At 71.5% G+C, this 23,861-nt stretch carries 21 protein-coding genes; 8 read left to right on the top strand and 13 right to left on the bottom strand.

Annotation, left to right across the window (positions count from 1 at the left end; all coding sequences use genetic code 11):
* Positions 1-193: 193 nt before the first annotated feature.
* Positions 194-1,441 (bottom strand): MFS transporter, encoded by a 1,248-nt coding sequence (locus ACLQ24_RS07065; RefSeq protein ID WP_425889776.1) that lies wholly within the window; start codon positions 1,439-1,441, stop codon positions 194-196.
* A 123-nt stretch (positions 1,442-1,564) separates the two neighbouring features.
* On the opposite strand from ACLQ24_RS07065, the gene ACLQ24_RS07070 reads away from it, so the two are divergent.
* Positions 1,565-2,524 (top strand): LysR family transcriptional regulator, encoded by a 960-nt coding sequence (locus ACLQ24_RS07070; protein WP_425889777.1) that lies wholly within the window; start codon positions 1,565-1,567, stop codon positions 2,522-2,524.
* Here the strand turns inward: ACLQ24_RS07070 and ACLQ24_RS07075 are convergent.
* Both ACLQ24_RS07075 and ACLQ24_RS07080 read right to left on the bottom strand, forming a co-directional pair.
* The gene (locus tag ACLQ24_RS07075) at positions 2,521-2,958 is read right to left on the bottom strand and encodes a DUF5980 family protein (protein WP_425889779.1); all 438 of its coding nucleotides are present in this window, start codon (positions 2,956-2,958) and stop codon (positions 2,521-2,523) included. The genes ACLQ24_RS07070 and ACLQ24_RS07075 overlap by 4 nt on opposite strands.
* Before the next feature lie 35 nt (positions 2,959-2,993).
* Positions 2,994-3,254 carry a hypothetical protein gene (locus tag ACLQ24_RS07080; protein ID WP_425889781.1) on the bottom strand — a complete coding sequence of 87 codons (261 nt, stop codon included), beginning with the start codon at positions 3,252-3,254 and terminating at the stop codon, positions 2,994-2,996.
* 351 nt (positions 3,255-3,605) lie between these two features.
* Between ACLQ24_RS07080 and ACLQ24_RS07085 the strand changes: the two genes are divergently transcribed.
* The 6 genes from ACLQ24_RS07085 (at position 3,606) to ACLQ24_RS07110 (ending at position 11,151) form a co-directional block, all read left to right on the top strand.
* Positions 3,606-3,824 (top strand): hypothetical protein, encoded by a 219-nt coding sequence (locus tag ACLQ24_RS07085; RefSeq protein ID WP_425889783.1) that lies wholly within the window; start codon positions 3,606-3,608, stop codon positions 3,822-3,824.
* A 58-nt stretch (positions 3,825-3,882) separates the two neighbouring features.
* The gene (locus tag ACLQ24_RS07090) at positions 3,883-4,812 is read left to right on the top strand and encodes a PaaX family transcriptional regulator C-terminal domain-containing protein (RefSeq protein ID WP_425889784.1); all 930 of its coding nucleotides are present in this window, start codon (positions 3,883-3,885) and stop codon (positions 4,810-4,812) included.
* 233 nt (positions 4,813-5,045) lie between these two features.
* Positions 5,046-6,308 (top strand): cellulose binding domain-containing protein, encoded by a 1,263-nt coding sequence (locus ACLQ24_RS07095; protein WP_425889786.1) that lies wholly within the window; start codon positions 5,046-5,048, stop codon positions 6,306-6,308.
* Between the two features lie 74 nt (positions 6,309-6,382).
* Positions 6,383-7,036 (top strand): GNAT family N-acetyltransferase, encoded by a 654-nt coding sequence (locus ACLQ24_RS07100; RefSeq protein ID WP_425889864.1) that lies wholly within the window; start codon positions 6,383-6,385, stop codon positions 7,034-7,036.
* Positions 7,037-7,201: 165 nt separating this feature from the next.
* A complete protein-coding gene (locus ACLQ24_RS07105; protein WP_425889788.1) occupies positions 7,202-10,666 on the top strand; it encodes a ThuA domain-containing protein in 3,465 nt (1,154 codons plus the stop codon).
* 158 nt (positions 10,667-10,824) lie between these two features.
* Positions 10,825-11,151 carry a hypothetical protein gene (locus ACLQ24_RS07110; protein WP_425889790.1) on the top strand — a complete coding sequence of 109 codons (327 nt, stop codon included), beginning with the start codon at positions 10,825-10,827 and terminating at the stop codon, positions 11,149-11,151.
* A 51-nt stretch (positions 11,152-11,202) separates the two neighbouring features.
* Here ACLQ24_RS07110 and ACLQ24_RS07115 read toward each other — a convergent pair whose 3' ends face one another.
* The 10 genes from ACLQ24_RS07115 to ACLQ24_RS07160 all read right to left on the bottom strand — a co-directional run bounded on the left by ACLQ24_RS07115 (position 11,203) and on the right by ACLQ24_RS07160 (position 22,683).
* Positions 11,203-14,280 (bottom strand): S8 family serine peptidase, encoded by a 3,078-nt coding sequence (locus ACLQ24_RS07115; RefSeq protein ID WP_425889791.1) that lies wholly within the window; start codon positions 14,278-14,280, stop codon positions 11,203-11,205.
* Positions 14,281-14,474: 194 nt separating this feature from the next.
* On the bottom strand, positions 14,475-14,774 hold the full coding sequence (locus ACLQ24_RS07120) for a hypothetical protein (RefSeq protein WP_425889793.1): 300 nt from the start codon (positions 14,772-14,774) through the stop codon (positions 14,475-14,477).
* 48 nt (positions 14,775-14,822) lie between these two features.
* Positions 14,823-15,806: an acyltransferase domain-containing protein gene (locus ACLQ24_RS07125; protein WP_425889795.1), complete on the bottom strand. Its 984-nt coding sequence runs from the start codon at positions 15,804-15,806 to the stop codon at positions 14,823-14,825.
* Between the two features lie 58 nt (positions 15,807-15,864).
* Positions 15,865-16,680, bottom strand: coding sequence for a sugar phosphate isomerase/epimerase family protein (locus ACLQ24_RS07130; protein ID WP_425889796.1), 816 nt, complete (start codon positions 16,678-16,680; stop codon positions 15,865-15,867).
* A 44-nt stretch (positions 16,681-16,724) separates the two neighbouring features.
* Complete coding sequence (locus tag ACLQ24_RS07135) at positions 16,725-17,879, bottom strand: dihydrodipicolinate synthase family protein (RefSeq protein WP_425889797.1); 1,155 nt, start codon at positions 17,877-17,879, stop codon at positions 16,725-16,727.
* Positions 17,876-19,027 (bottom strand): Gfo/Idh/MocA family protein, encoded by a 1,152-nt coding sequence (locus ACLQ24_RS07140; protein ID WP_425889799.1) that lies wholly within the window; start codon positions 19,025-19,027, stop codon positions 17,876-17,878. The genes ACLQ24_RS07135 and ACLQ24_RS07140 overlap by 4 nt, the downstream gene beginning before the upstream one ends.
* Positions 19,028-19,054: 27 nt before the next feature.
* Complete coding sequence (locus ACLQ24_RS07145) at positions 19,055-19,810, bottom strand: ABC transporter ATP-binding protein (RefSeq protein WP_425889866.1); 756 nt, start codon at positions 19,808-19,810, stop codon at positions 19,055-19,057.
* Positions 19,811-19,853: 43 nt separating this feature from the next.
* On the bottom strand, positions 19,854-20,858 hold the full coding sequence (locus tag ACLQ24_RS07150; protein WP_425889800.1) for an ABC transporter substrate-binding protein: 1,005 nt from the start codon (positions 20,856-20,858) through the stop codon (positions 19,854-19,856).
* A 23-nt stretch (positions 20,859-20,881) separates the two neighbouring features.
* Positions 20,882-21,841 carry an ABC transporter permease gene (locus ACLQ24_RS07155; protein ID WP_425889802.1) on the bottom strand — a complete coding sequence of 320 codons (960 nt, stop codon included), beginning with the start codon at positions 21,839-21,841 and terminating at the stop codon, positions 20,882-20,884.
* 122 nt (positions 21,842-21,963) lie between these two features.
* The gene (locus tag ACLQ24_RS07160; protein WP_425889804.1) at positions 21,964-22,683 is read right to left on the bottom strand and encodes a cupin domain-containing protein; all 720 of its coding nucleotides are present in this window, start codon (positions 22,681-22,683) and stop codon (positions 21,964-21,966) included.
* Positions 22,684-22,776: 93 nt separating this feature from the next.
* Between ACLQ24_RS07160 and ACLQ24_RS07165 the strand changes: the two genes are divergently transcribed.
* A complete protein-coding gene (locus ACLQ24_RS07165; RefSeq protein WP_425889806.1) occupies positions 22,777-23,850 on the top strand; it encodes a LacI family DNA-binding transcriptional regulator in 1,074 nt (357 codons plus the stop codon).
* Positions 23,851-23,861: the final 11 nt, after the last annotated feature.

Genomic DNA, 23,861 nt, shown 5'->3' on the forward strand with positions numbered 1-23,861 from the left:
GTGAAAGCCTTGTTCGGCAAGCCAGAAGTCCGCTACGCAGCCGGCTAACCACGGCACCTTTGGGTTACTGGTCAATAAGCGTCCTCCGATCTCGCCGGCCCCGCCGAGATTCATGCCGACCGGCGAACGACGGAGTTAAGTTAACGCCAACATCGACGAACTGAAATATAAAGCGGACGGTCACGGAGGTGGCTCATCCGACCTGGACATCTCTCCCGGACGCGGCGGGCTCGGTGGCCACCGGTGGCGTTCGCCCGGGCAGCAGGAGCGGGGTGGCGGGCAGGAGAACGCCGGAGACAGTGATCGCCGCGAGAGGGCTGGTGAGGGTCGCGAGGACCCCCCAGAGCACCACCAGGACCGCCTGGACGAGTCTGCTGACGGCACTCCACGTGCTGAGGACGCGTGCGGTGTGGCCGAGCGGGGTGCGGTGCAGTCGCTCGGTCGCGGAGATCGGGTTGAAGACACCCATGCAGGTGATCAGCAGTCCCTCGACGACGATCACGGTGACGAGTCCGGGGATGCCCGGCTGGACGAACGCGAGACCGAGTGGGAAGACCGAGCGCAACCACCCGGAGACGATCATGACCCGGTGCCGTCCGTGGCGGGCCACGAGGCGCGCGGACAGGCGGGCGCCCGCCAGGCCGCCGAGCGCCGGGATGCCGAAGGCGAGACCGTACTGCCACGCCGGGAGGTGGTACTGACCCAGCAGGAGCACGGCCAGCAACGGCGCGGTGGCCATGATGAGGCCGCCGACCAGGATCGAGTTCAGGAACAGCCCGCGCAGGGCACCGTCGTGCAGGATGAACCGCCAGCCGACCAGAAGATCGGCGCCGCGCATCCGGCCGGCACGGGCCGGGGGCGACGCGACGTCGCCGCCGCGGATGCGCAGGACCGCGAGCGCCGAGAGCAGGTAGCTGAGGGCGTCGGCCGCGACGGTGACGACCGGGCCGAGCAGCCCGACCAGCGCGCCACCGAGGGGCGGGCCCACCGCGGTCGCCGCCCAGTTCGTGGCCTCGAACCGCCCGTTCGCCACCAGCAGGTCATAGCCCTGGACGAGGTACTTGAGGTACGCGCCGGACGCGGCGGCGAAGGCGATGCCCGCGGTCCCGGAGAGGACCGCGACGACCAGCAACTGGCCGTAGGACAGCAGACCGAAGGCGTACGCGAGCGGGACACTCGCCATGGCCACGAACCGGAGCAGGTCCATGCCGACCAGCACCGGACGCTTCGCCCGGCGCTCGACCCACGGCCCGAGCGAGAACGCCACGACCGCCGCGACTGCCGGCCCGGCCGCCGCCAGGATCGACACGGCGAACGCCGGTGAGTGCAGGACGCGAACCGCGATCAACGGGAACGCGCCGAAGGCTATCCACGTGCCGTACGTGCTGACGGCGTAGGCCGACCACAGCCAACCGAAACCGGACCCCCACCGCGCGCGCATCCGCCCCCCTCGTGACAACCGACGCTCGGGTCCGGGTAGCACACCAACGCCGTCGACGTCGGCGCAAACAACCGCTCACCGGGCGTGTCACAACCGTCGGTTGTGCGGGTGGATGATGGGCCGATGGATACCGAGGCGGTGCGGTCGTTCGTGCGGGCGGCCGAGTTCGGGCAGTTGCAGCACGCGGCCGAGGAGCTGGGCGTGACGCAGCAGGCCGTGTCGAAGCGGATCGCGGCCCTTGAGCGCGCCCTCGACGTCCGGTTGTTCACGCGTACCCCCCGAGGGGTCGAGCTGACACTCGACGGCCAGGCGTTCCTCCCGCACGCCCGGGGCATCGTGGCCGGGGTGGACCGCGCCCTCGCCGCGATCAGACCGGGCTCGCGGGCCCTGCGGATCGACGTACTCGGCCTGCGGTCCGCGCAGGCAGTCGTCCTGCACGACTACTGGCGGTCACATCCGGAGATCGATCTCGACGTGGTGACCCTGCGGGTCACCGACCCGCGCGAGGCGGTCGCCGCCGTCCAGGCGGGCGATGTCGACGCCTCGTTCCGGTCGGTCACCGACCCGGCGACGCTGCCGCGCGACGTACGGATGGTCCACGCGTTCGACTCGCCGCTGGAACTGCTCGTCGGCCCACGGCACCCGCTCGCCGCCGCGCGCACGCTGACACCGGCCCGACTGCGCGGGCACCGGATCTGGGTGCCGGGCATCGCGCCCGGAAGCGAGTGGGCGGACTTCTACGACCAACTCGCCACCGAGTTCGACCTGCGCATCGACGCCGCCGGCCCGAACTTCGGCAACGAGGTGCTGCTCGACATCCTCGCGGCGTCCGCCGACGTGGCGACCCTCGTCGACACGCGCGACCGGTACCTCTGGCCGACAGGCCACGACCTGCGGCGCATCCCGATCGCGCGCCCGACGCTCGCGTACCCACTCTCGCTCATCCTGCGCCGCGCGAACCCGCACCCGGGGCTACGCGCGGTGATCGACCACTGCGCGGGCCTGGCGCCGTCACCCGCGGGGACGTGGCGCCCGTCCTGGGCGCTGGCACCGACGGTCAGCTCCGGAGAGGGCAGGCGCTAGCAGGACGTCCGGATGTCGAGAACGACCGGGACCCCCTGCGTGACGCTGCCGTCGCTGGCCTCAAGCCGCGGCACGTACCGGCCGGGCGCGACACCACTGAGACGGAACGCGGCCAGCACCTGGACGACGTGTCCGTCCCCGGAGCCGGGGAGGGCGGTCAGCGGGCTGTACACCTCGACGCCGTTCGGCATGCCCGTGTAGCCGACGGAGATCGGCGCCGACCAGGTGCCGTCGAGGACGACGAAGTAGTACAGGGTGCGCGGGTCGTCCGGGGTGGCGCAGATGCGCTGCGGCAGGTCGACGAGCGTCCAGGTCGACGAGGTGCCCGCCGTCGGGGCGGGTGCCGCCGTGACCGGGCTGCCGCCGACGAGGGCGAGCAGCATCGTCGCCGTCGCGGTGGCGGCGATCCGTAGGGCTGTGCGGGAGAACGTCATCGTGAACTCCTGAACTCTGCGACGTGTCGACAGGGTCAGCTCGCCCGGTAGGTGAGGTAGAAGCCGGTCGACCAGCTGTGGACGTTGTTGAGCTCGGCCGCCGGGCCGCTGCAGTCGGCGGTCCGGTAGCCCGGGACGCTGCCGAAGCCGCCGCTCCAGGTGAGCAGCCACCTCGCGTCGGCCGGGACCCGGTGGCAGAGTCCGTCGGGGGTGGCCTGCCTGCCGACCACTTCGGTGGGGTACGCCGAGTAGAAGACCAGGCCGACGTCCGGGCTCTGGAACGGCTCACCAGCCACCGCGGGCGACGCCGGTACCGTCGCGGCAAGGGGGGGGTGATCACGACGGCGGCGAGTATCCCGGCGATGCGGTGCACGGAAATACGCATGGCTGTCCTTTCGCGACGACGTTCCGGGGGCCTCGGTCCAGTCGTTGACATAGCGATGTTTGCCGATGCAACGATCCGCCGAGTATGCCCGTCTGTCAACCGCCCCCGGTGACGTCGAGCCGCGTCGGCAACGGTGTGGCGGCTCGCTTCGTGGCGCTGCCGCGGGTCGGTGCGGGGTGGCGTCACGACGACGTCCTGGCCCTGATGTTCGTCAGTTGTCACCCGGTGCTCCCGCCCGCTCAACCGGGCCGTCGCCGTGGCCATGGCCACCGGTCCGGCGCGGGCGCTGGCCATCGTGGAGGAGCTCGTCGCCGCCGGCCGACTCCCCCGCTCACATCTGGTGCCGACCGTACGCGGCGAACTGCTGGCCCGGCTCGGGCGGCGGGCCGAGGCCCGCGCCGAGCTGGAACTGGCGGCCCGGCTCTGCGCCAACCAGCGCGAACGCTCCGTGCTGCTGCGCAGGGCGGCCACCCTGAGCTGACGGGCTGCGACGGCGCACGTCACCCGTGCGGCAATCCGGTGACGTGAACGGTGACGACGTGCGAACCCCTCGCGCCCAGGTCGGGTCCAGCCCGCAGCACCTGTTGGCGACCGTGCTCGGCGAGTATCTCGACTCGGCGGACGCCGATCTGCCGTCTGCGGCGGTCATCGCTGTCCTGCGGGAGTTCGGGGTCAGCGAGTCCAGCGCTCGTGCCGCCCTGTCCCGCCTGGTCAGGCGTGGCCTCATCGCGACGAGGGCGGACCGGAGGCCCCCGGTCTACCACCTGACGCCCGAGGCGATCGCCCGGCATCGCGCGCGGATGCGGCAATTCCTGACCTTCGGTGCCCAGCCGCCGCACTGGACCGGCGACTGGGTGCTGGCCTCCTTCTCGATCCCGAGCTCCGGTCAGGCGTCGCGGCACGCCGTGCGCAGGGCGCTGGGCGCGCTGCGCTTCGCGGGCCTGTACGACAGCGTGTGGATCCGGCCGGGGTCCGACGCCACACCCGCGAAGGGCGTGCTGAGTGAGCTGCTGAGCCACGTCGAGGGCGCCCGGTGGCCGGTCCTGCACGTCCGGTTCGACGAGGAGTCCGGACCGCACGGGCCGGCCGCCGCGTACGACCTGGCCGCGCTCTCGTCCGCGTACGCGAACTTCATCCAGCGGTACGCGCCGCTGCGGCTGGCCGTGCGTGACAGCGCGGTGGGTGCGGCACGGGCACTGGTGGCGCGGACCTCGGCCATGGACTCCTGGCGGAGGTTCGCCGACATCGACCCGGACCTGCCCGACCATCTACTGCCGAAGCCGTGGCCTCGCCGGGAGGCGAGGGAGACCTTCCTGGAGATCCACTCCGCGCTCGGCGCGCTCGCGCAGGCGCGGCTGGTCGAAGTGGCGACACCGCACTGGCCGGAGGCCGCCGCGTGGATCACCCACTTCGAGGCGTCGGACGACCTTTCGACACCGGGATCGACCGCCGGCAGGCGCGCGGGCTGACGACGGCGGTGGCCGCCGCACGATAGACGAGACATTGACACTTTTCGTTACAGCAGTGATAGTAACTGCACGCTGCTCCCATCGGATCGCCTGTGGGGACCCCGCCGGGTGGTCGACGCGTACACATCGACCTGGCCCGTGGCCTGCGCCGACCACCGGTCACTGCGCGAACGAACAGCCGCCACCGCCGCCGCCGCCGCAGGGAGCCCACGTGACATCCGTTGGAGGGGTGCATGAGAAGAAGAGCGAAGATCTACGCGGGCTTGGCCGCCGCCGTCGTCCCGGTCGCCTCGGTGATCATCGCGCTCGGCGCGACACCGGCGGGTGCCGCCGTCGGCGGTTCCGGCCCCTATCCCGCCGACTACGAGACCTCGGCCAGCCTGGCCAACCACACCATCTTCCGGCCCCAGACGCTCCCGTCCGAACGCCTCCCCATCTTCGTCTGGGGCAACGGCGGATGCTCGGCCAACGGCCTCTCCCAGGGCAACTTCCTGCGCGAGATCGCCTCGCACGGCTTCCTCGTCATCGCCAACGGCGCTCCGAACGGGTCCGGCTCCACCAATTCCCAGATGCTGACCCAGTCGATCGACTGGGCCATCGCGGAGAACTCCCGGCAGGGCAGCAAGTACCTCAACAAGATCGACACGACCAAGGTCGCGGTCGCGGGCTTCTCCTGCGGCGGACTGGAGGCGTACGCCGTCTCCAACGACCCACGCGTCACCACGACCGGCATCTTCAGCAGTGGCCTGCTCAACGACGCCGACGATTACCAGCTCAGGAGACTGACCAAGCCGATCGCCTACATCATCGGTGGACCCAGCGACATCGCCTACCCGAACGCCATCGACGACTGGGGCAAGCTGCCGTCCGGGCTGCCCGCCTTCATGGGCAACCTCAACGTCGGGCACGGCGGCACCTACGACCAGACCAACGGCGGTGAGTTCGGCCGCGTCGCGGTGCTCTACCTCAAGTGGCGCCTGAAGGGCGACACCACCGCCGGCGCCAACTTCGTCGGCGCCAACTGCGGTCTCTGCCGTACGCAGTGGACCGTCCAGCAGAGGAACCTGACGCTCGACGGCGGCACGCCGCCCACCACGCCACCGCCGACCACGCCACCGCCGACCACCCCTCCGCCGACCACCCCGCCGCCCACGACTCCCCCGCCCACCACCCCGCCACCCACCACTCCGCCGCCGACCGGCACCGCCTGCACCGCTACCTACGCCGTGCAGGACCAGTGGAACGGTGGATTCGTCGCCAACGTCACCGTCACCGCCGGAAGCAGCGCCCTCAGCGGTTGGCGGGTCACCCTCAACCTGCCGAGCGGCGCGACCGTGACCTCACTGTGGAACGGGGTCGCGACCGGCAGCAGCGGCACCATCACGGTCACCAACCAGAGCTACAACGGACGGCTGGCCGCGGGCCAGACCACCAGTTTCGGATTCCAGGGCACCGGAAACGGCAGCGGCACCACCGCCACCTGCACCGGAAGCTGAAATCGACTCGCCTCAGCGGCCGGCGCGTGACGCGCCGGCCGCCGAGCGTGTTCCGCCGCACCGAGGAGACGACGATCGCCGGGAACACGTTGGCCGACATCCTGCGAGCGGCAGCGAACGGGCAGTTCCCGCCGGCGGACGGCGGGACCACCGTCGTACCGCAGCCATGCCACCGCGACGCCGGAGTCATCGCGTTCACCGCACACTCTGTGGTGTTCACCGACGAAGACCCCCAATGGGTACGTCGCACCCTGGCGACTCTCGACTGCGACGGCCTGGCGGCCACGATGAACCCGCGCTTCCTCGCCGCGCTGCTCGACCGCACCGGGCGATCCACCGACACCATCGACCTCCTGACGGTCGCGAGCCCTCTTCCCGGCGCGCCCCCGCTGACGCTGACCGAGGTGACGAAGAGCGGGCACGGCCGCGCGGGCCGGGCGCGTCGGCGTCGCGACGACGTCCGGGTCTGGGCCGCCGACGGCGGGGTGGTCATCCTGGGTCGAGGCGTGGCGGGTCGCTGGGAGACGTCGGTCGAGGTCGACGAGGGATGCCGTCACCGGGGCCTGGGACGGGCGCTGGCGACGGCCGCCCGGCATCTCGTACCCGACGGGCAACCGCTCTGGGCACAGCAGGCCGCCGGCAACGCGCGCAGTGTGCGCGCCTTCCAGGCGGCCGGGTTCCGCCCGGTCGGCGCGGAGGCGCTGCTCCTGCCACCGGCCCGGGTATAGCGCCCCCGCCGCGACCGGGCGTCCGTGCGGAAAGTCGGGCCCCGCCGTCCGTCAGGAAACCGCTTACCTCGGATCTATTGACGCTCGCAACTGGCTGTCAGTACCGTGATGCGGGCAGCGAGAAAGCGCTTTCCGACCCTCACCGTCCGACAGGGAGCGCCCCCCATGCCCAAACACCTGCGCGCGATCTGCCTCGCCCTGCTCACCGTCGCCACCATCCTGAGCACCACCACCGCCCTGCCCGCCGAGGCGGCCCCACGCTTCCGGGTGCTGGTCTTCTCGAAGATCACCAACTTCTACCACGACTCGATCCCGGCCGGCGTCGCCGCGATCCAACAGCTCGGGACGGCGCACAACTTCGAGGTGGTCGCCACCACCGACGCGGGCGCCTTCACCGACGCCAACCTCGCCACCTTCGACGCCCTGGTCTTCAACAACACCAACTCCACCCCCGCCTCGGGTGACCTGCTCAACGCCAGCCAGCGCGCGGCGTTGCAGACGTTCATCCGCAACGGCGGCGGCTGGGCCGGGCTGCACGCCGCCTCGGCGAGCGAACGGGACTGGCCCTGGTACGAGGGCCTGGTCGGCACCATCTTCGACCACCACCCCGACTTCTCGGCCACCGGCGGGACGTACCCGGGTCGGGTCAAGGTCCTCGACCGCGCCCACCCCTCCACCCGCAACCTGCCGGAGCTGTGGGAGCAGAGCGAGGAGTGGTACAACTGGCGGACCAACCCCACCGGCAACGTGCACACCCTCGCGCAGATCAAGGTGCGTGACGGGATCAACGGCCTGGACGAGGGCGTCGACCACGCGTACTCCTGGTGTCAGCGCTACGACGGCGGCCGGTCCTGGTTCACCGCCGGCGGGCACGCCAGCTCCCGGTTCAGCGAGCCGGCGTTCCTGGAGCATCTGCGCTACGGCATCGAGTGGGCCGCCGGCGCGGTCGCTGGCGACTGCTCGGCGACCGAAACCGGCACCTTCGAGCGGGTGGGTCTGGTCACCGAGAACCTGGCCGACCCCTTCGAGCTGGCCGTCGCCCCCGACCGCAGGGTCTACTACATCCAGCGCACCGGCGCACTCAAGGTGGTCGACTCGAACACGCTCCAGGTCACCACGCTGCTCGACTTCGCGTACACCTCGGCGATGACCGACCAGTCCGACGGCCTGCTCGGGATGACCCTGGACCGTGACTTCGCCAGCAACGGCTGGGTCTACCTGCTCTGGTCGGACAAGACCCTCAAACAGCTCAACCTGTCGCGGTTCACGGTGGCGAACAACAGCGTCGCGCTCTCCTCGGAGAAGCGGCTGCTGACCGTCCCGACGCACCGGGGCGTCGGGCGGGCCAACTCGCACATGGGCGGATCGCTGGCCATGGACGCGGCCGGTCGCCTGTACGCCGCGATCGGCGACAACACCGACCCGTTCGCCTCCAGCGGCTACACCCCCATCGACGAGCAGTCCGGCCGGGCCGCCTGGGACGCCCAGGGCACCGCCGGCAACACCAACGACCTGCGCGGCAAGATCCTGCGGATCACTCCGCAGGCCGACGGTACGTACACCGTGCCGAGCGGCAACCTCTTCCCGGCCGGCACGGCGAGAACCCGGCCGGAGATCTACGCGATGGGCATGCGCAACCCGTTCCGGATCACCATCGAGCCGCAGACGAACGCGGTGCTCGTCGGTGACTACGGCCCGGACGCCCGCGCCGCCGACCCCAACCGCGGCCCGGAAGGGACGGTCGAGTTCAACCGCATCACCGCCCCCGGCAACTACGGCTGGCCGTACTGCGTGGGCAACAACATCCCGTTCAACGACTACAACTTCGCCACCAGCACTTCCGGGGCGAAGTTCAACTGCGCCGCGCCGACGAACAACTCCCCCAACAACACCGGCCTGACCACCCTGCCGGCGGCGAAGTCGGCGCTGGTCTGGTACGCGTACTCCGCCTCCACCCAGTTCCCGGAGGTAGGCACCGGCGGTGGCGGCCCGATGAGCGGGCCGGTCTACGACTACGACCCCGCGAACACCCGCACCACCAAGTTCCCGGAGTACTTCGAGGGCAAGTGGATCACGTACGAGTTCACGCGTAAGTGGTTCAAGACGCTCTCGATCCACCGGACGGCGCAAACCTTTACCAACTCGCGCTTCGGTCCCACCGCGGTCGGCGACCTCCAGTCGATCAACGGGATCTTCGACAACATGAGCTGGATCCAGCCCTTCGAGGCGGAGTTCGGCCCGGACGGCTCGCTCTACGTCATCGACTTCGGCGAGGGCACCGGCAGCGGTCGCGGCGGCAGCAACGCCGGCGCCGGCATCTACCGGATCGACTACGTGGCCAACGGCCGACCACCGACCGCGAAGATCGCCGCCACCCCGGACAGCGGGCGCGCGCCGCTCACGGTCAGCTTCTCCTCGGCCGGCACGACGGCCGGTGACGGCACGGCGCTCAGCTACGCCTGGGACTTCACCAACGACGGCACCACCGACTCCACCGCCGCCAATCCGAGCTTCACCTACCCGACCGCCGGGACGCACACCGCCCGGCTGACCGTCCGCAACAGCGGCAACGGGCTGACCGCCACCGCCGTCACCGACGTCGTCGTCGGCAACACCCGGCCGACGGTCACCATCAGCGTGCCCGACGGTGGCTTCTTCGACTTCGGGGACAAGATTCCGTACACGGTGACGGTCACCGACCCGGAGGACACCACCATCGACTGCGCCAAGGTGACCGTGCAGACGCAGCTCGGCCACGACACGCACGCCCACCCGCTGGACGTCTACACCGGTTGCTCCGGGTTGCTGGCCACCGAGGCGGACGCCGGCGACGGGCACGGGCCGGGGCAGAACCTCTACACCCTGATCACCGCGCAGTACACCGACGGCGGCGCGGCCGGCGGCGTGCCGGCGCTGACCGGCTCGACCCGGGTCCAGTTGCAGCCCAAGAGCAAGGAGGCCGAGCACTTCACCGCCCAGTCCGGCCTCATCGTCAACGACCGGACCACCGCCCGCGCCGGCAAGCGGCTCGGCGACGTCGACCACAACGACTGGGCGGCGTACGGGCCGGTGGACCTCCGCAACATCGGCTCGGTGACGCTCGGGGTGACCAACGGCGGCCTCGGCGGCACCATCGAGCTGCGGACCGGCTCGCCCACCGGGACGTTGATCGGTACGGCCACCATCGCCTCCACCGGAGGGTGGGACAACCTGGCGTCGCCCACCGTCACGCTGACCAACAAGCCGACCGGCACCATCACCCTGTACGCGAAGTTCGTCAACGCCGCCCAGGTCGGCGGCACGCCGGACCTGATGTCGCTGGACTGGATGCGGTTCAACGGCGCCGGCGTCAAGCAGGAGCCGGGCGGGACCCTGTCGATCGCGGCAAACCCGACCGGCGGTGCCGCTCCGTTGACGACCACGCTGACCGCCACCGCGACCGCGCCGTCGGGGCAGAGCATCACCGACTACGCGTGGGACTTCGGCGACAACAGCACCGTCACGCACGGTACGACGCTGCGGTCGACGAGTCACAGCTACCCGCGCAAGGGCACCTTCACCGCGCGGGTGACGATCACCTATACCGGCGGGGAGACGCGATCGCTCAACCTGACCGTCACGGTCACCTGATTGCCCGCCGCAGCGGGCGGGGCCAGCCCTCGCCCGCCCCGTGGGGCGGCTGGCACCGCGGATCTGACCGGTAGAGCCGCGAGCGGAGGTGTTGCCGGACCCTGGCGGTGGCGCTGATCGTTTCCGCTCGGTCGTGGCAGGGAACTGTTCGGGTCGAGGTGAGGGGGAACCATGAGCCGATACGCGCTGTCGCCGACCACCCGAGCCATGATCCTGCCGTTGCTCGGCACCGTCGCGCTGAGCACCGCCTGTACGACGGGCGCAGACGCGCCCGAGTCGGCGTCGTCCACCGGGTCGGCGACGACTCGAACCCGAACGGCGAGCGCACCGGAGGCGACACGTCCAGCCAGATCGCCGTGGCCCGGGTCGACGGCGTGGTGACGGTCTTCAACGACCGGGGCTGGGAAGGCAGCAACGGCAACTTCGCCATCCTGGACCGGACCCTGCGCGACGGCGTACGCGCCATCGACGCCTGGCAGCGCTAGGAAGAGCAGTGGGGCGGCGCACAACGGCGCCGCCCCACGATTTCGGTACGGCTACTCCTCCCAGGCGCTCTGCTGGGTGTAGACCAGGTTGCCGGGGACGACCGTGCCGTTGGTGCGGTACTCGGTGTACGCCCAGAAGTCGCCCGCGGGCAGCGGCTGGTTGGGCTTCAACGTGAAGTTGAGGCTCTTACCGCGCTCGGTCGCCGACGGCAACGTCAGCGTGGCCGGCGAGTACGTGGCGTCGCGGCCGATGATGGCATGACCAAACTGGAAGTCCACGACCGGGCCACCGGGCACCTGGGCGAACACGTACGCCGTGTAGCGCCCCGGCTCGGGCAGGAACTTGTAGGCCTGCTCCGCGCTGGTCCAGTACCTGTCACTGCTGTCGACGAGGGTGTCGCCCTTGTACAGGTACAGGTCGAGGTTGGTGTTCGGGTCCTCGGTGTTGGCCTCGACGATGATGCCGGCGGTGTTCGCCGGCACCGTGAAGTCAATCTTCTTCACCCCGGACGCGCTGGGGTCGAAGACGCCGCCGTACACGTCGGCCGGCATCGAGTATGACTCCCGGCGCATCGGCGTGTAGCCGGTGCTACGACCGGTGAGCGGCCCGCTGAACCCCGGCTGGGCATAGCCGAACGAGCCGCTGGCCATCCGACCGAACTCCTCGCCGTCGTCAGCGTACGGCCGGGGGGTGATACCCCACGGGCGGGCGGCGACGGGGATGCGGGCGCTGTGGGCCTTGCCGCGCCAGGTGATCGACCCGGTGACGTACCGGTCCCAGGGGGCGCTACCCCGACGAAACGTGATGGTCACCGTCGCGGACTTGCCGGGCGCGAGCGTCACCGACGCGGGTGACACCGTGACCTTCATGCCGGGCAGGCCGGACACCGACGACCGGTAGGTCTCCCGCGTCGTGCCCACGTTGGTCATGGTGCGGGTGACGGTCACCGGGCGGGTGCCGTCGTACTCGCGCAGCGAGATGGCCGGCAGGTTGAGTTCCTTGCCATCGGGCTGGGCCGTCTCACTGAACGTGACCAGGTCGGCCGCGGCCGGTTCGATGACCAGCCCCGGGTCTATGGCTCCGGCCAGGTTGATGAAACCGCTGCCCTGGTCCAACGGGCTGGTGGTGCCCCGGGTGTCGGTGGCGGTGGTCCGCAGGGCCGAGGCGACCGATCCCGGCGACCAGGTCGGGTGCGTGGCGCGCAGGATCGCCGCCGCGCCGGCCACGTAGGGCGAGGCCATCGAGGTGCCGGAGTACGCGTCGTAGTTCCGCCCGAAGTTGCCTGCCGGCGAGACCGCCGCGATGATATCCGCTCCCGGCGCGACCAGATCCGGCTTGAAGACGCCGAGGGTCACCATGGCCGGGCCGGTGGAGGAGAAGTCCGCCACGCTCGGTACGCCCGGAACGCTGGAGCCGTCGCCGCCGCTACGCAGGGAGACAGTGGCATCGGTCGGGTGGCGCATCAGGTAGTTGAACAGCGTGCCGGCCTGCTTCTCGGTGTTCAGATAGACCACCGGGAAGTTGTAGACGGAGTTGACCCGGTAGTTGCCGACCGGGGCGAACACCACCATCGCCGTCCCACCCTTCTCCTTCACCTCCATCGCGGAGTCGAAGGGGGTCGACAGCGCGCAGGCCACCACCTTGCCCTTGATCTTGCCCGGGTCCAGGCTGCCCGGCTCGCAGTATGCCGAGCCCTGCTCCAGCGAGCCGGCCTGGTCGCCGAAGACGATCTGCCGCGAGCCGCCGGGCAACGCGTCCAGCGAGCCGCCGACCAGCTTCGCGCCGTCGCCCAGCTTGACGGTGGCCTCGTCGAGGTTGGTCACCGCCGCGCCCACCGTGGTGACCCAGGGCGCCGCGTTGCTGATGGCCCCGCTCACGATGCCGGTGTTCCCCGCCGACGCCGCGACGAAGACCCCGGACAGCGTGGCGTTGAGGAAGGCGACGCCGATGGGGGTGTTGGCCTCCCAGTCGCCGAAGTCGCTGCCGATGGAGAAGTTCAGGACCTGCACACCGTCGGCGACGGCCGCGTCGATGCCGGCGATGATGTCGGCGTCGAAGCCCATCCCGCCCCAGAGCACCTTGTAGACGGCGATCTGGGCGTCCGGCGCCACACCGGAGACCGGACCGAAGGACCGGCCGTCGATCGTGACGTCCCGCACCGGCAGACCGGCGGCGGTGGACGCGGTGTGCGTACCGTGCCCCGCCATGTCGCGGGGGGACAGCACCTCACCCTCGGGCACCGAGCCACCGCCGGCGAGCCAGGTGTCGGCGAAGTACCGGGCACCGACGATTTTGCCGTTGCAGTGCTCCGCCACGAAGGCGACGCCGGTCTGGCACGTGCCGTGCCAGCCCTTGGGGGCGGGCATCTTCTTGGCGAACGACGCGCTCTCCGGCCAGATGCCGGTGTCCAGGATGCCGACCACCATGCCCGCGCCGGTGGCGGGGCCGGGCTTGACCGGCGTGACCGGCTTGGCGGCGGACTCCACGGCGGAGGGATCAACGGCGGAGGGATCAACGTTGGACGTACCGGCGGTGGTGGCGCTCGGGGAGGCCGCGAGCGGCGTCGCCGATCGGGTGCCCAGTGCCCGTGCGGCGGTGACGGCGCGGACGCGCTTGTCGGCCCGCAACGCGGTCGCCTGCTTCGCGGTCAGCGTCGCCGAGAACCCGTTGAAGGCGGCGGTGTAGGCCGCCTTGACCTGGACACCGGCCGCGGCGGCGACGGCGGACCGCTGCGCGTCGAGGTGCCGGCGGTACGCCTGCGACGGTGCAGACGTCACGTCGAGTCGGCTGCCCGGCGTCGGGCGGGTTCGCGCCAGCCCCGACGTCCCGCCGACGTACGTGGTCAGCGGCTCCTCAGCCAACTCGACGACATAGACCCCGGAGCCGGTGGCGTCCACGGCGGTCTTCGGGCTGGTCCCGTCGGCGTCGGCGCGACGATCGGCCCCGTCGGTCAGGGTGGTGCGCCTGTCGGATCCGTTGGTGAAGTAGCCAGGGCCGCCGCTGGCCGGCCGGTCTCCGGGGGCCGCCGACGCCGATCCCGCGACACCGGTTGTGCCGGTGATCAAAGCGATGACCAGCGTCGGTATCGCCAGTCTTCGCAGGTTGTTCCCGCTCGTGCGTATCGACACGAGACTCCCTTCCATCGCTCCTGTGCGGAGCTTTCCCATTGAACGCGACCCGCATGGGAGCGCTCCCCCACCTAAGCCCCCGACGGTTAATCGAGGGTTTGAACGGTGTTACGGATCGCCGGTGCACATAAGATCACGATGTGTCGACGGTGCCTAGATCATGTTTCCGCCGCGACTGAGGGGAGAATCACCCGCTACGGCCAGAGCCGCACCACGGCGACGACGGCGGCGATGACGACCGCGGGCAGCACCACGTGGATCACCAGGAGCACCCAGGGCAGCAGGCGGAACGCCCTGGCCAGAGGGCTCTCCGCCGGGGTGTAGCGGACCGGGGACCCCATGCCCGTCCGCACCCAGACCAGCCCGGCCGCGTCCGTGAAGCGGATCCTCGCCTGCCCGACGTACGCGGCGCTACCGGTCAGCTCGAAGCGGACCACCTCGGACTTCTCCACGACGGCGAAGTCGACATGACCAACCCGGCCTGGCTCCCCCACGCCTGCATCCAGTCCGTGATCTTCGGGGCTTCGGCGGCGAGCATCGGATCAGGGTAGGTACGGAACGGCTCCCTGCCTATGGGACGCGTCGATCGGGAAGCGACCCTGACGCCACTGCCAGTGCCGCCCGGCCGACAGGTGGTCGACGATCGCGCGTTGCAGGACGGTGCGGCGCGGCAGCTCGTCGAGCGGCGTGGTCAGCGTACGGAACACGAACCGCAGCACCTCGACGTCGGCGTCCAGCCCCTCCGGCTCCTGGTAGGGCTCCAGCTCGAACCGTCGCTGGAACCGGATGATGTTGGAATCCTCGGGCAGGTACTCCCGCAACTGGGGGTCGAGTAGCCACGAGCCGCAGGAGAACGCCGTGTAGCGCTCGTCGGGGAAGTGGCGCGCGAAGAAGGCGCGGCCCTGGTCGAGCGACGCCGAGACCGCCTCCGGGGTCAGCGGCCCCGCGTCGGGGATGTGCAGGCCGATGGCGCCGTCGCCGCGGTGGTGCTGCAACCGGCCCAACTCGTAGACCGCACCGCGCACGTGCAGCGTCAACCAGCTCTGCATGACCGGCCAACCCTCGCCGCGCATCCGCCGGTCGACGGCCAGGTTGCGACCCAGGTCGGCGAGGGTCGCCCAGGACACGGCGTCGGGAACGCCGTGGTCGCGGTGGTAGCCCCGCACCACCTCGACCAGGGCGAGGTACGCGTACACGTAGAGATGCCGCCAAGCGGGACCACGGTCGCGCGGCAGCTCCGGGCCGGGCGGCAGCCAGCCGTACCCGCCGAGATCCGCGCGGACCAGCGCGATCGAACGGTCGAGCAGCCAGCGCAGCTCCGGCGTCCACAGTGGTGACCCGTCGTCCGGCCAGCCTGCCATGATCTCGGCGGCGTCGTCCGGCGGCACCGCGAGCCGGTCGAGGATCGCGGGCGCACCGGCCTTGGCGGGCAGCGGGGCCGAGGGCCGGTCGCCGGCGAGCCGGTGCACACGCTCGACGGCTTCGACGGGTGCCCCGAGCAGGGCTGCGGTCTCGAACAGATCCACGCGGACGACCCTACCGCCGACCGGCGTCTCCCCCACGGCCCGGACCGCCCCGCGTCGATCAGACGACGTGGCGTAGGTAACCGGCGATGGCCGCGTCCAGCACCTCCGCGCCCGGCCGTGCCCAGACCTCGGCGGAGAAGACCTCCACCTCGATCGGGCCACGATAGCCGGCCGCGTCCACCGCCTCGCGCAGCCGCCGCAGCTCGATGCACCCGTCGCCGGGCAGCGCCCGGCCGAGCAGCACGCCCTCCGGCAGCGGCGTGACCCAGTCGCAGACCTGGAACGCGGCGATCCGCGCGCCGGCCCGGGCGATCTGCGCGTACACCGTGTCGTCCCACCACACGTGGTACGCGTCCACGACCACGCCGACCACCGCCGGATCGAACCGCTCGGCGATGTCGAGCGCCTGGCCGAGGGTGGCGATCACGCAGCGGTCGGCGGCGAACATCGGGTGCAGCGGTTCGATCGCCAGCCGTACGCCGGCCGCCGCCGCGTGCGGCGCCAGCTCGCCGATCGCGTCGGCGACCCGACGCCGGGCACCGTCGACGTCCCGGCTGCCCGCCGGCAGCCCGCCGGCGACGAGCACCAGCTCAGGCGCGCCCAGCGCGGCAGCCTCCTCGATGGCCCGTAGGTTCTCCGCGCGCCAGTCGTCGGCGGAGAAGAAGCCGCCCCGACACAGCGAGGTGACGGTCAGGCCGGCGTCGCGGACCAGCTCCGCCGCACGGGCCAACCCGTACCCGGCCACCGGCTCCCGCCACAGCCCGATACCTGGTACGCCCGCCGCCACACAGCCGGCGACCACCTCGGGCAACGGCCAGTGCTGGGCGGTGGCCTGGTTGAACGAGAAACGCGTGAGGTCTGCGGGGCTGCTCATCGCTCGCGACTGCGGGGCTCGCAAGACCGGCTCACTCCTCGCGCTCACTGGGCGACCCCGGCCACGGTGAAGAACGCCCGCGCGCGGGCGGCGGCCAGCTCCGCGTCGGGCAGCAGCCCGGCCGCGTCGGCGAGGGTGAGCAGGGTCGCCAGGTGCGCCGGGGACCGGCCGGACTGGACGCCGCCGACCATCGTGAAATGGTCCTGGTGCCCGGCCAGCCACGCCAGGAACACGATGCCCGTCTTGTAGTGCCAGGTCGGCGCCGCGAAGAGGTGCCGGGCCAGCGGCACGGTGGGGGCGAAGATCTCGTCGTACGCGGGCAGGTCCCCCCGGTCGAGGGCGGCCAGCGCGGCGGCGGCGGCCGGCGCGATGGCCGCGAACACACCGAGCAGCGCGTCGGAGTGGCCCACCTCGTCACCCCGGATCAGCTCCGGATAGTGGAAGTCGTCGCCGGTGTAGAGGCGTACCCCGGCCGGCAGGCGGCGGCGCAACGCCACCTCCCGGTCGGCGTCGAGCAGTGACACCTTGATGCCGTCCACGGTCCGCTGGTGCGCCTTGATCAGTTCGATGACCGTGTCGGCGGCCAGGTCCAGGTCGACGGACCCCCAGTAACCGGTCAGCGCCGGGTCGAACATCGGGCCCAGCCAGTGCAGCACCACCGGCTCACCGGCGGCGGACAGCAGCTCGTCGTACACCCGGAGGTAGTCCTCGGGGCCGTGGGCAGCGGCGGCCAGGTGCCGGCTGCACATCAGCACCGGCCGGGCGCCGGCGGCGCGGACGTCGTCGAGCTGCTCGCGGTACGCGGCGGTGACCTCGGCCAGGGTGGCCGGGCCGGCCGGGAGCTGGTCGGTGCCGAGACCGGCGACGATTCGGCCGCCCACGGCGCGGGCCTCGGCGGCGCTGCGCCGGATCAGCTCCCGGGTCGCCGGATAGTCCAACCCCATCCCCCGCTGGGCGGTGTCCATCGCCTCGGCGACACCCAGCCCGTACGACCACAGGTGCCGCCGGAAAGCGAGGGTGGTGTCCCAGTCCACGACCGCCGGGGCGCCCGGCACGTTCTCCGCCCTCGGGTCGGCGACCACGTGCGCGGCGGCGTACGCGATCCGGCCGGTCGCCGGGGCGGCCGGGCGGTCGAAACCGCCCGCCCCGGCCAGCCGGTGCCGCCGACCGCCGGGCAGGACCACCTCGGCGACGGTCATGCGGGCAGCTCCGGGACCTCGACGCGGACGCCCTCGCGGGCCGCGCGGAGCCCCAGCTCGGCGAGGTGCACGCCGCGCGCGCCGGCCAGGAAGTCCCACCGGAACGGCTCCCCGGCGACGACGTGTCGCAGGAACGCCTCCCACTGCACCTTGAAGCCGTTGTCGAACTCCTCGTTGTCGGGGACCTCGGTCCACTGGGCGCGGAAGTCCTCGGTGACCGGCAGGTCCGGGTTCCACACCGGTTTCGGGGTGACCGCCCGGTGCTGTACCCGGCAGTTGCGCAGCCCGGCGACCGCGCTGCCCTCGGTGCCGTCGACCTGGAACTCCACCAGCTCGTCGCGGTACACCCGCACGCCCCACGACGAGTTGATCTGGGCGATCACGCCGCCTTCGAGTTCGAAGATGGCGTACGCGGCGTCGTCGGCGGTGGCCGCGTAGGTGCGGCCGTCCTCGTCGACCCGCTCGGGCACGTGGGTGCGGGTCACGCAGGAGACCGCGGTGACCCGACCGAACAGCTCCTGGAGCACGTAGTGCCAGTGCGGGAACATGTCCGAGGTGATGCCGCCGCCGGCCTCGGCGCGGTAGTTCCACGAGGGGCGCTGGGCCGGCTGCCAGTCGCCCTCGAAGACCCAGTAGCCGAACTCGCCGCGCACCGAGAGGATCCGTCCGAAGAAGCCGCCGTCGACGAGCCGCTTGAGCTTGCGCAGCCCGGGCAGGAACAGCTTGTCCTGCACGACGCCGGTGCGCACACCGGCCGCGTCGGCGGCGCGCGCCAGGTCGAGCGCGGCGGCGGTGTCCTCGGCGAGCGGCTTCTCGGTGTAGATGTGCTTGCCGGCCTCGATCGCCTGGCGGATCGCCTTCTCCCGCTGCTGGGTGACCAGGGCGTCAAAGTAGATCTCGACGTCGTCGCGGGCCAGCGCGGAGGTCAGGTCGGTGGTCCAGTCGGTGAGGCCGTGTCGCTCGGCGAGCTCGCGGAGCTTCGTCTCGTTGCGCCCCACCAGGACCGGTTCCGGCCAGATGGTCGTACCATCGGCCACCGGCACGCCGCCGGACTCGCGGATGGCCAACAGGGACCGGACGAGGTGCTGGCGGTAGCCCATCCGTCCGGTCACGCCGTTGACGATGATGCCGATCGACCTACGGGTCATGGTGATTCCTTTCGTCGTGCTGGTCGTTCAGTGGTTGGCGGCCGCACTGCCGAGCAACCCGCGCAGTTCGGTGGCGAGCCGGTCGAAGCGGGGGTCCGACATCACCTGCGCGTAGTCGCGGTGCGCCGGCAGCTCGACACCGAAGGTGCGGATGATCCGACCGGGCCGGGCGCTCATCACCACGACCCGGGTGCCGAGGAAGACCGCCTCGGCGATGGAGTGGGTGACCAGCACCACCGTGGTGCCGGTCTCCCGCCAGATGCGGTGTAGCTCGGCGTTCATCTGCTCGCGGGTCAACGCGTCCAGGGCGCCGAACGGCTCGTCCATCAGCAGCACCGGCGGGGCGTGCAGCAGCGCGCGGCACAGCGCCACCCGCTGCTGCATGCCGCCGGACAGCTCGTGCGGGAGCGCCTTCTCGAAACCGGTCAGGCCGGTCATCTCGATCAGCTCGTCGGCGCGGCGGGCCGCCCGTGCCCGGTCCATGCCGCGCATCTCGGCCTGGAGCAGGATGTTGGCCCGCGCGCCGCGCCACTCGAGCAGCGCGGCCTTCTGGAAGACGAAGCCGATCTCCTTCTGTGGGCCGCGTACCGGCTGTCGCAGCAGCGAGACCTCGCCGCTGGTGGGCTTCACCAGCCCGGCGACGATCTTCAGCAGGGTGGACTTGCCGCAGCCGGACGGGCCGACGATGGTGACGAACTCCCCCGGCTCGATGTGCAGGGACACGTCGTCGAGGGCGGTGGTCTGCGACCGTCGGGTGGTGAACCGGACGGTCACCCCGGACATCCCGATGGCGGTGCCGGTGGTGGCCGGCGCGGCGCTCACCTCGTCACCCCTTGGCCGCGTACGACGAATCCCAGTACGCGTTCGGCGCGCCCGGGTCCTTCAGCTCCGCGAAGCGGGACATCAGGTCGATGGTCTCGGACCACTGGGCGTCGGTGTTCACGCCGGGCGGGCCGTCGCCGCCGAGCAGCGGCAGGTTGAGGGTGAGCTGCTTGGTGAGCACCTCGGGTGCGGGCTCGTTCTCGGCGAGCGCGACCATGGCGCTCACCGCGCCGGCCGGGTCGCGTGCCGCGTCGGCCCAGGACTTCTGGGTGGCCCGCACGAACTTGCGGGCCAGCTCCGGGTCCTTCTGCAGGGTCTGGGTGTTGGCGATCAGGCCGGTGCCGAGCAGGTTCATCCCGTAGTCGGCGAAGAGCAGCACGTCGACCTTCTTGCCGGTCTTGCTCTCGATGGTGGGCGCCTGGTCGTGGAAGAAGCCCATGATGGCGTCGACCTTGCCCTCGGCGAGGGCGGCGATCTTGCCGGCGGCGTCCACGTTGACCACCTTGACGTCGTCCTTCTTGAGGCCGTTCTTCTCCAACCAGGCCGGGAAGGTCGCGTAGAGGGCGTCGCCGGGCGTACCGCCGACGGTCTTGCCCTTCAGGTCGGCCGGGGTCTTGATGTTCTTCTCGGTGAAGAACTCCACCGAGGAGGGGCCCTTCTCCAGGTACGCGCCGAGGCTGCGCACCGGCATTCCGCTGGCCACCGACTTGAGCAGGACGGGGCTGTCGGCCCAACCGAAGTCGGTCTGCTTCTGGGCGACCTGCTTGACCGTGTTGCCGGAGCCGTTGCCGGGCAGGATCTTCAGGTCGATGCCCTCGGCGGAGTAGTAGCCCTTCTGCAGGCCGTAGTAGAAGGGGGCGTGCTCGCCGTACGGCACCCAGTTGAGGGTCAGGGTGACCTGTTTCTTTCCGTCGGCGCCCGTCTTGCCGGCGGAGTCGCTGTCGCCGCAGCCGGTGGCGGCGAGCAGCAGGACGGCGGTGGCCAGGATGGTGGTGGCGGTGCGTTTCATCGGTGCCTCCGTGATGGGGTCGGTCAGGAGGTGGTGAGGGACACGCCGACGCGGCGGCTGGCGTGCCACGGGATGAGCAGCGCCTCGGCGATCTCGACCAGGACGAACAGGACGATGCCGATGGCGGACATCAGGATCAGGTCGGCGAACAGGAGCGGGGCGTCGAGGTTGCCGTTGGCCAGCAACAGGACGTAGCCGAGCCCTTCGCTGGCGCCGACGAACTCGCCGACCACGGCGCCGACCACCGCGAGGGTGACCGCCACCTTCAGACCGGCCATCAGGTGCGGCAGCGCGTTCGGAAAGCGGATCTTGCGGAAGGTACGCCACGGCCCAGCCCCCATCGTGGCGGAGAGGTCGAGCAGTTCCGGGTCGGTCGAGCGCAGGCCGGCCACGCCGGAGATGACCACCGGGAAGAACGCGATGAGCACCGCCAGGATGATCTTCGGGGTGAGGCCGAGGCCGAACCAGACGACCAGCAGCGGCGCGATGGCGATCTTCGGGATGACCTGTGCGAACAGGACGATCGGGTAGAGCGCCTTGTCCAGGGTGCGCGAGTAGGCGATGGCGACCGCAGTGACCAGCCCCAGCGCGGCGGCCAGGACGAAGCCGAGCACGGTCTCGTAGAGCGTGACCATGGTGTGTCGCGCCAGTTCGGACCACTGGTCGGTCATCGTGGTCCAGACCTGGCCGGGGGTGGGTACGAGGTAGTTCGGCACGTACTCACGGGCCGCGACGAACCACCAGGCGAGGAAGAAGGCCGCCAGCACGAGCGCCGGCCGCCACAGCGAGTCGGCGACCGTCGCCGCGCGGCGGCCGAGGTTGCGTCGCACCGGGCGTTCGACCGACGGCCGACCGGCCACCGTGGACACCGCCCGGCGACCGGCGGATGCCGGTGCGTCCACGGGATCGGTCGGTGTCGGGGACACCGTCTCCGACTCAGTGGCGGCCTGCCCGCCCGCCGTGTCCAGAGCGTTCTCGGTCACGGGGAACCTCCTCGGAGCCCGGAACAGCGGTGGCGGCCCGGGCCGGTAGGCGTATCAGGCAAACGCTTTCCTGGGAGCGTAGGCGGCCCCCTGACCACAGGCAAGGCCTTTCCTCGATCTGTTCAGGCGCTCGTGGGATACGTGTCGAGCAGCCCGCACATGCCCAGCCGACCTCGCTCGACCGGCTCACCCACCGCGTACACCCCGGCGTCGCCCAGGTGCCCGGCGTCGCCCCGGTCGAGGGCGTCGAGCTGGTCGCCCGTACCGGCGGCGGCACGGGCCGCACCCGCGGCCCACCGCTGCCGCCACCGATCGAGCAACGGCCGGCGCAGCGCGAGCGCCGCATCGTGGAACGCGGCCAGCGCCGCCGGACCGCCGGTCCGCAGCGCCGCGAAGCCGGTCACCGCCAGGTCCCTGCGGCGGTACGCGGCGCGCACGTCCGCCCCCGGCGCCCCGCCGTCGGGCAGCGCCGCCGTGGCGGCGTACGCGGCCGGATCGGCGAGCACCTCCGGCGGAAAGGTCAGCACCGCGTCACCGGCCTCGGGCAGGCCACTGTTCTGCATGAGCACCACAATGGTCAGACCGCCGCCGTTGACGAGACGGTGCACGGTGCCCGGCTCGAACCAGACCACCGCGCCCGGGCGCAGCGGGGTCTCCGAGAAGCCGTCGGCGCTGGTCAGGGTCTGCACCGCGCCCTCGCCGCCGGTCACCACGTACCCCTCCGTGCAGCAGAGATGCACGTGCGGGGTACCACCGACCACGCCGTCCGGCGCGGCCGTGTCGTAGACGCGCAGCCGGGACACACCGATCCCACCGGGCAGCGCCGCGAAGCGATCCGACATGGCCGGGCCTCCCTGCGGGAAAGGGCTTTCTCTGCGGTACGGTGACGCTAGCCGGCGCGGCGAAACGCCGTCAACAGACCGAGGGGGCGGGCCATGGCGACCCTGTCCGACGTGGCGCGGCGCGCGGGCGTCTCACCCGCCACGGCCTCCCGCGTCATCAACGGCAGCAGCAAACCGGTCACCGACGAGCTGCGCGAGCGCGTGCTCGCCGCCGTGGCCGAGTTGCAGTACGTGCCGAACGCCCACGCCCAACTGCTGGCCCGCTCGCACCGCAGCGCGGTCGGCGTGATCGTGCACGACGTCTCCGACCCGTACTTCGCCGAGATCACGCGTGGGCTGCAACGGGTCGCCACCGACCAGGGCCGGCTGCTGATGATCTGCAACAGCTACCGCGACCCGGATCGCGAGCTGGAGTACGTGGAGCTGCTGCGCGGCCACCAGGTGGCGGCGCTGATCCTCGCCGGATCCGGCTACCACGACGAGACGTTCACCCGTCAGCTCAACGAGAAGCTGGCGGCGTACGAGGCGACCGGCGGGCGGGTCGCGGTCATCGGTCGCCACGAGCACTCCGGCGACGCCGTCATGCCGGACAACCGGGCCGGCGGCCACCTTGCCGGCCGCGAACTCTGCGAGCTGGGCCACCGTGCGATCGGCGTGGTCGCCGGCCCGCGCATCCTCACCACCACCACCGATCGGCTGGCCGGGCTCCGGCAGGCCCTCGCCGCGCACGGCCTCGACCTGCCCGAGCGGCGCGTCCGGTACGCCGAGTTCGACCGCGACGGCGGCGCGGAGGCCACCGCCCGGCTACTCGACGCCGATCCGGAGCTGACCGCGATCGTGGCGCTCAACGACTCGATGGCCATCGGCGCTCTCGCCACCCTGCGGGCCCGCTCGCTCGCCGTACCGGGACGGATCTCCGTCGTCGGCTTCGACGACATGCCGATCGCCCGCGACGTCACGCCCGCGTTGACCACGGTGCGGCTCCCCCTCGTCGATATGGGAGTGCGGGCGATGTCGCTGGTGCTCGGCGCGGCCGCGCCGACGCCTCGGATCGAGGTGCTCCCCGCCGAGCTGATCCGCCGGGACACCTCCGGGCCGGCGGCGGGCCGACCGCGCGACACGGCAACGTCGACGCCCCGCGCCCGGCGAGCCGGCACCGCCTCGTGACGGGGCCGGCG

The sequence above is a fragment of the Micromonospora sp. DT4 genome (genome assembly GCF_049841675.1).
Lineage (GTDB): Bacteria > Actinomycetota > Actinomycetes > Mycobacteriales > Micromonosporaceae > Micromonospora.

Bases quoted from the DNA above. Each gene is read 5' to 3' on its own strand.
- ACLQ24_RS07065 (WP_425889776.1), bottom strand. From the start codon at position 1,441: ATGCGCGCGCGGTGGGGGTCCGGTTTCGGTTGGCTGTGGTCGGCCTAC.
- ACLQ24_RS07070 (WP_425889777.1), top strand. From the start codon at position 1,565: ATGGATACCGAGGCGGTGCGGTCGTTCGTGCGGGCGGCCGAGTTCGGG.
- ACLQ24_RS07075 (WP_425889779.1), bottom strand. From the start codon at position 2,958: ATGACGTTCTCCCGCACAGCCCTACGGATCGCCGCCACCGCGACGGCG.
- ACLQ24_RS07085 (WP_425889783.1), top strand. From the start codon at position 3,606: ATGGCCACCGGTCCGGCGCGGGCGCTGGCCATCGTGGAGGAGCTCGTC.
- ACLQ24_RS07095 (WP_425889786.1), top strand. From the start codon at position 5,046: ATGAGAAGAAGAGCGAAGATCTACGCGGGCTTGGCCGCCGCCGTCGTC.
- ACLQ24_RS07105 (WP_425889788.1), top strand. From the start codon at position 7,202: ATGCCCAAACACCTGCGCGCGATCTGCCTCGCCCTGCTCACCGTCGCC.
- ACLQ24_RS07130 (WP_425889796.1), bottom strand. From the start codon at position 16,680: ATGAGCAGCCCCGCAGACCTCACGCGTTTCTCGTTCAACCAGGCCACC.
- ACLQ24_RS07135 (WP_425889797.1), bottom strand. From the start codon at position 17,879: ATGACCGTCGCCGAGGTGGTCCTGCCCGGCGGTCGGCGGCACCGGCTG.
- ACLQ24_RS07140 (WP_425889799.1), bottom strand. From the start codon at position 19,027: ATGACCCGTAGGTCGATCGGCATCATCGTCAACGGCGTGACCGGACGG.
- ACLQ24_RS07145 (WP_425889866.1), bottom strand. From the start codon at position 19,810: ATGTCCGGGGTGACCGTCCGGTTCACCACCCGACGGTCGCAGACCACC.
- ACLQ24_RS07150 (WP_425889800.1), bottom strand. From the start codon at position 20,858: ATGAAACGCACCGCCACCACCATCCTGGCCACCGCCGTCCTGCTGCTC.
- ACLQ24_RS07160 (WP_425889804.1), bottom strand. From the start codon at position 22,683: ATGTCGGATCGCTTCGCGGCGCTGCCCGGTGGGATCGGTGTGTCCCGG.
- ACLQ24_RS07165 (WP_425889806.1), top strand. From the start codon at position 22,777: ATGGCGACCCTGTCCGACGTGGCGCGGCGCGCGGGCGTCTCACCCGCC.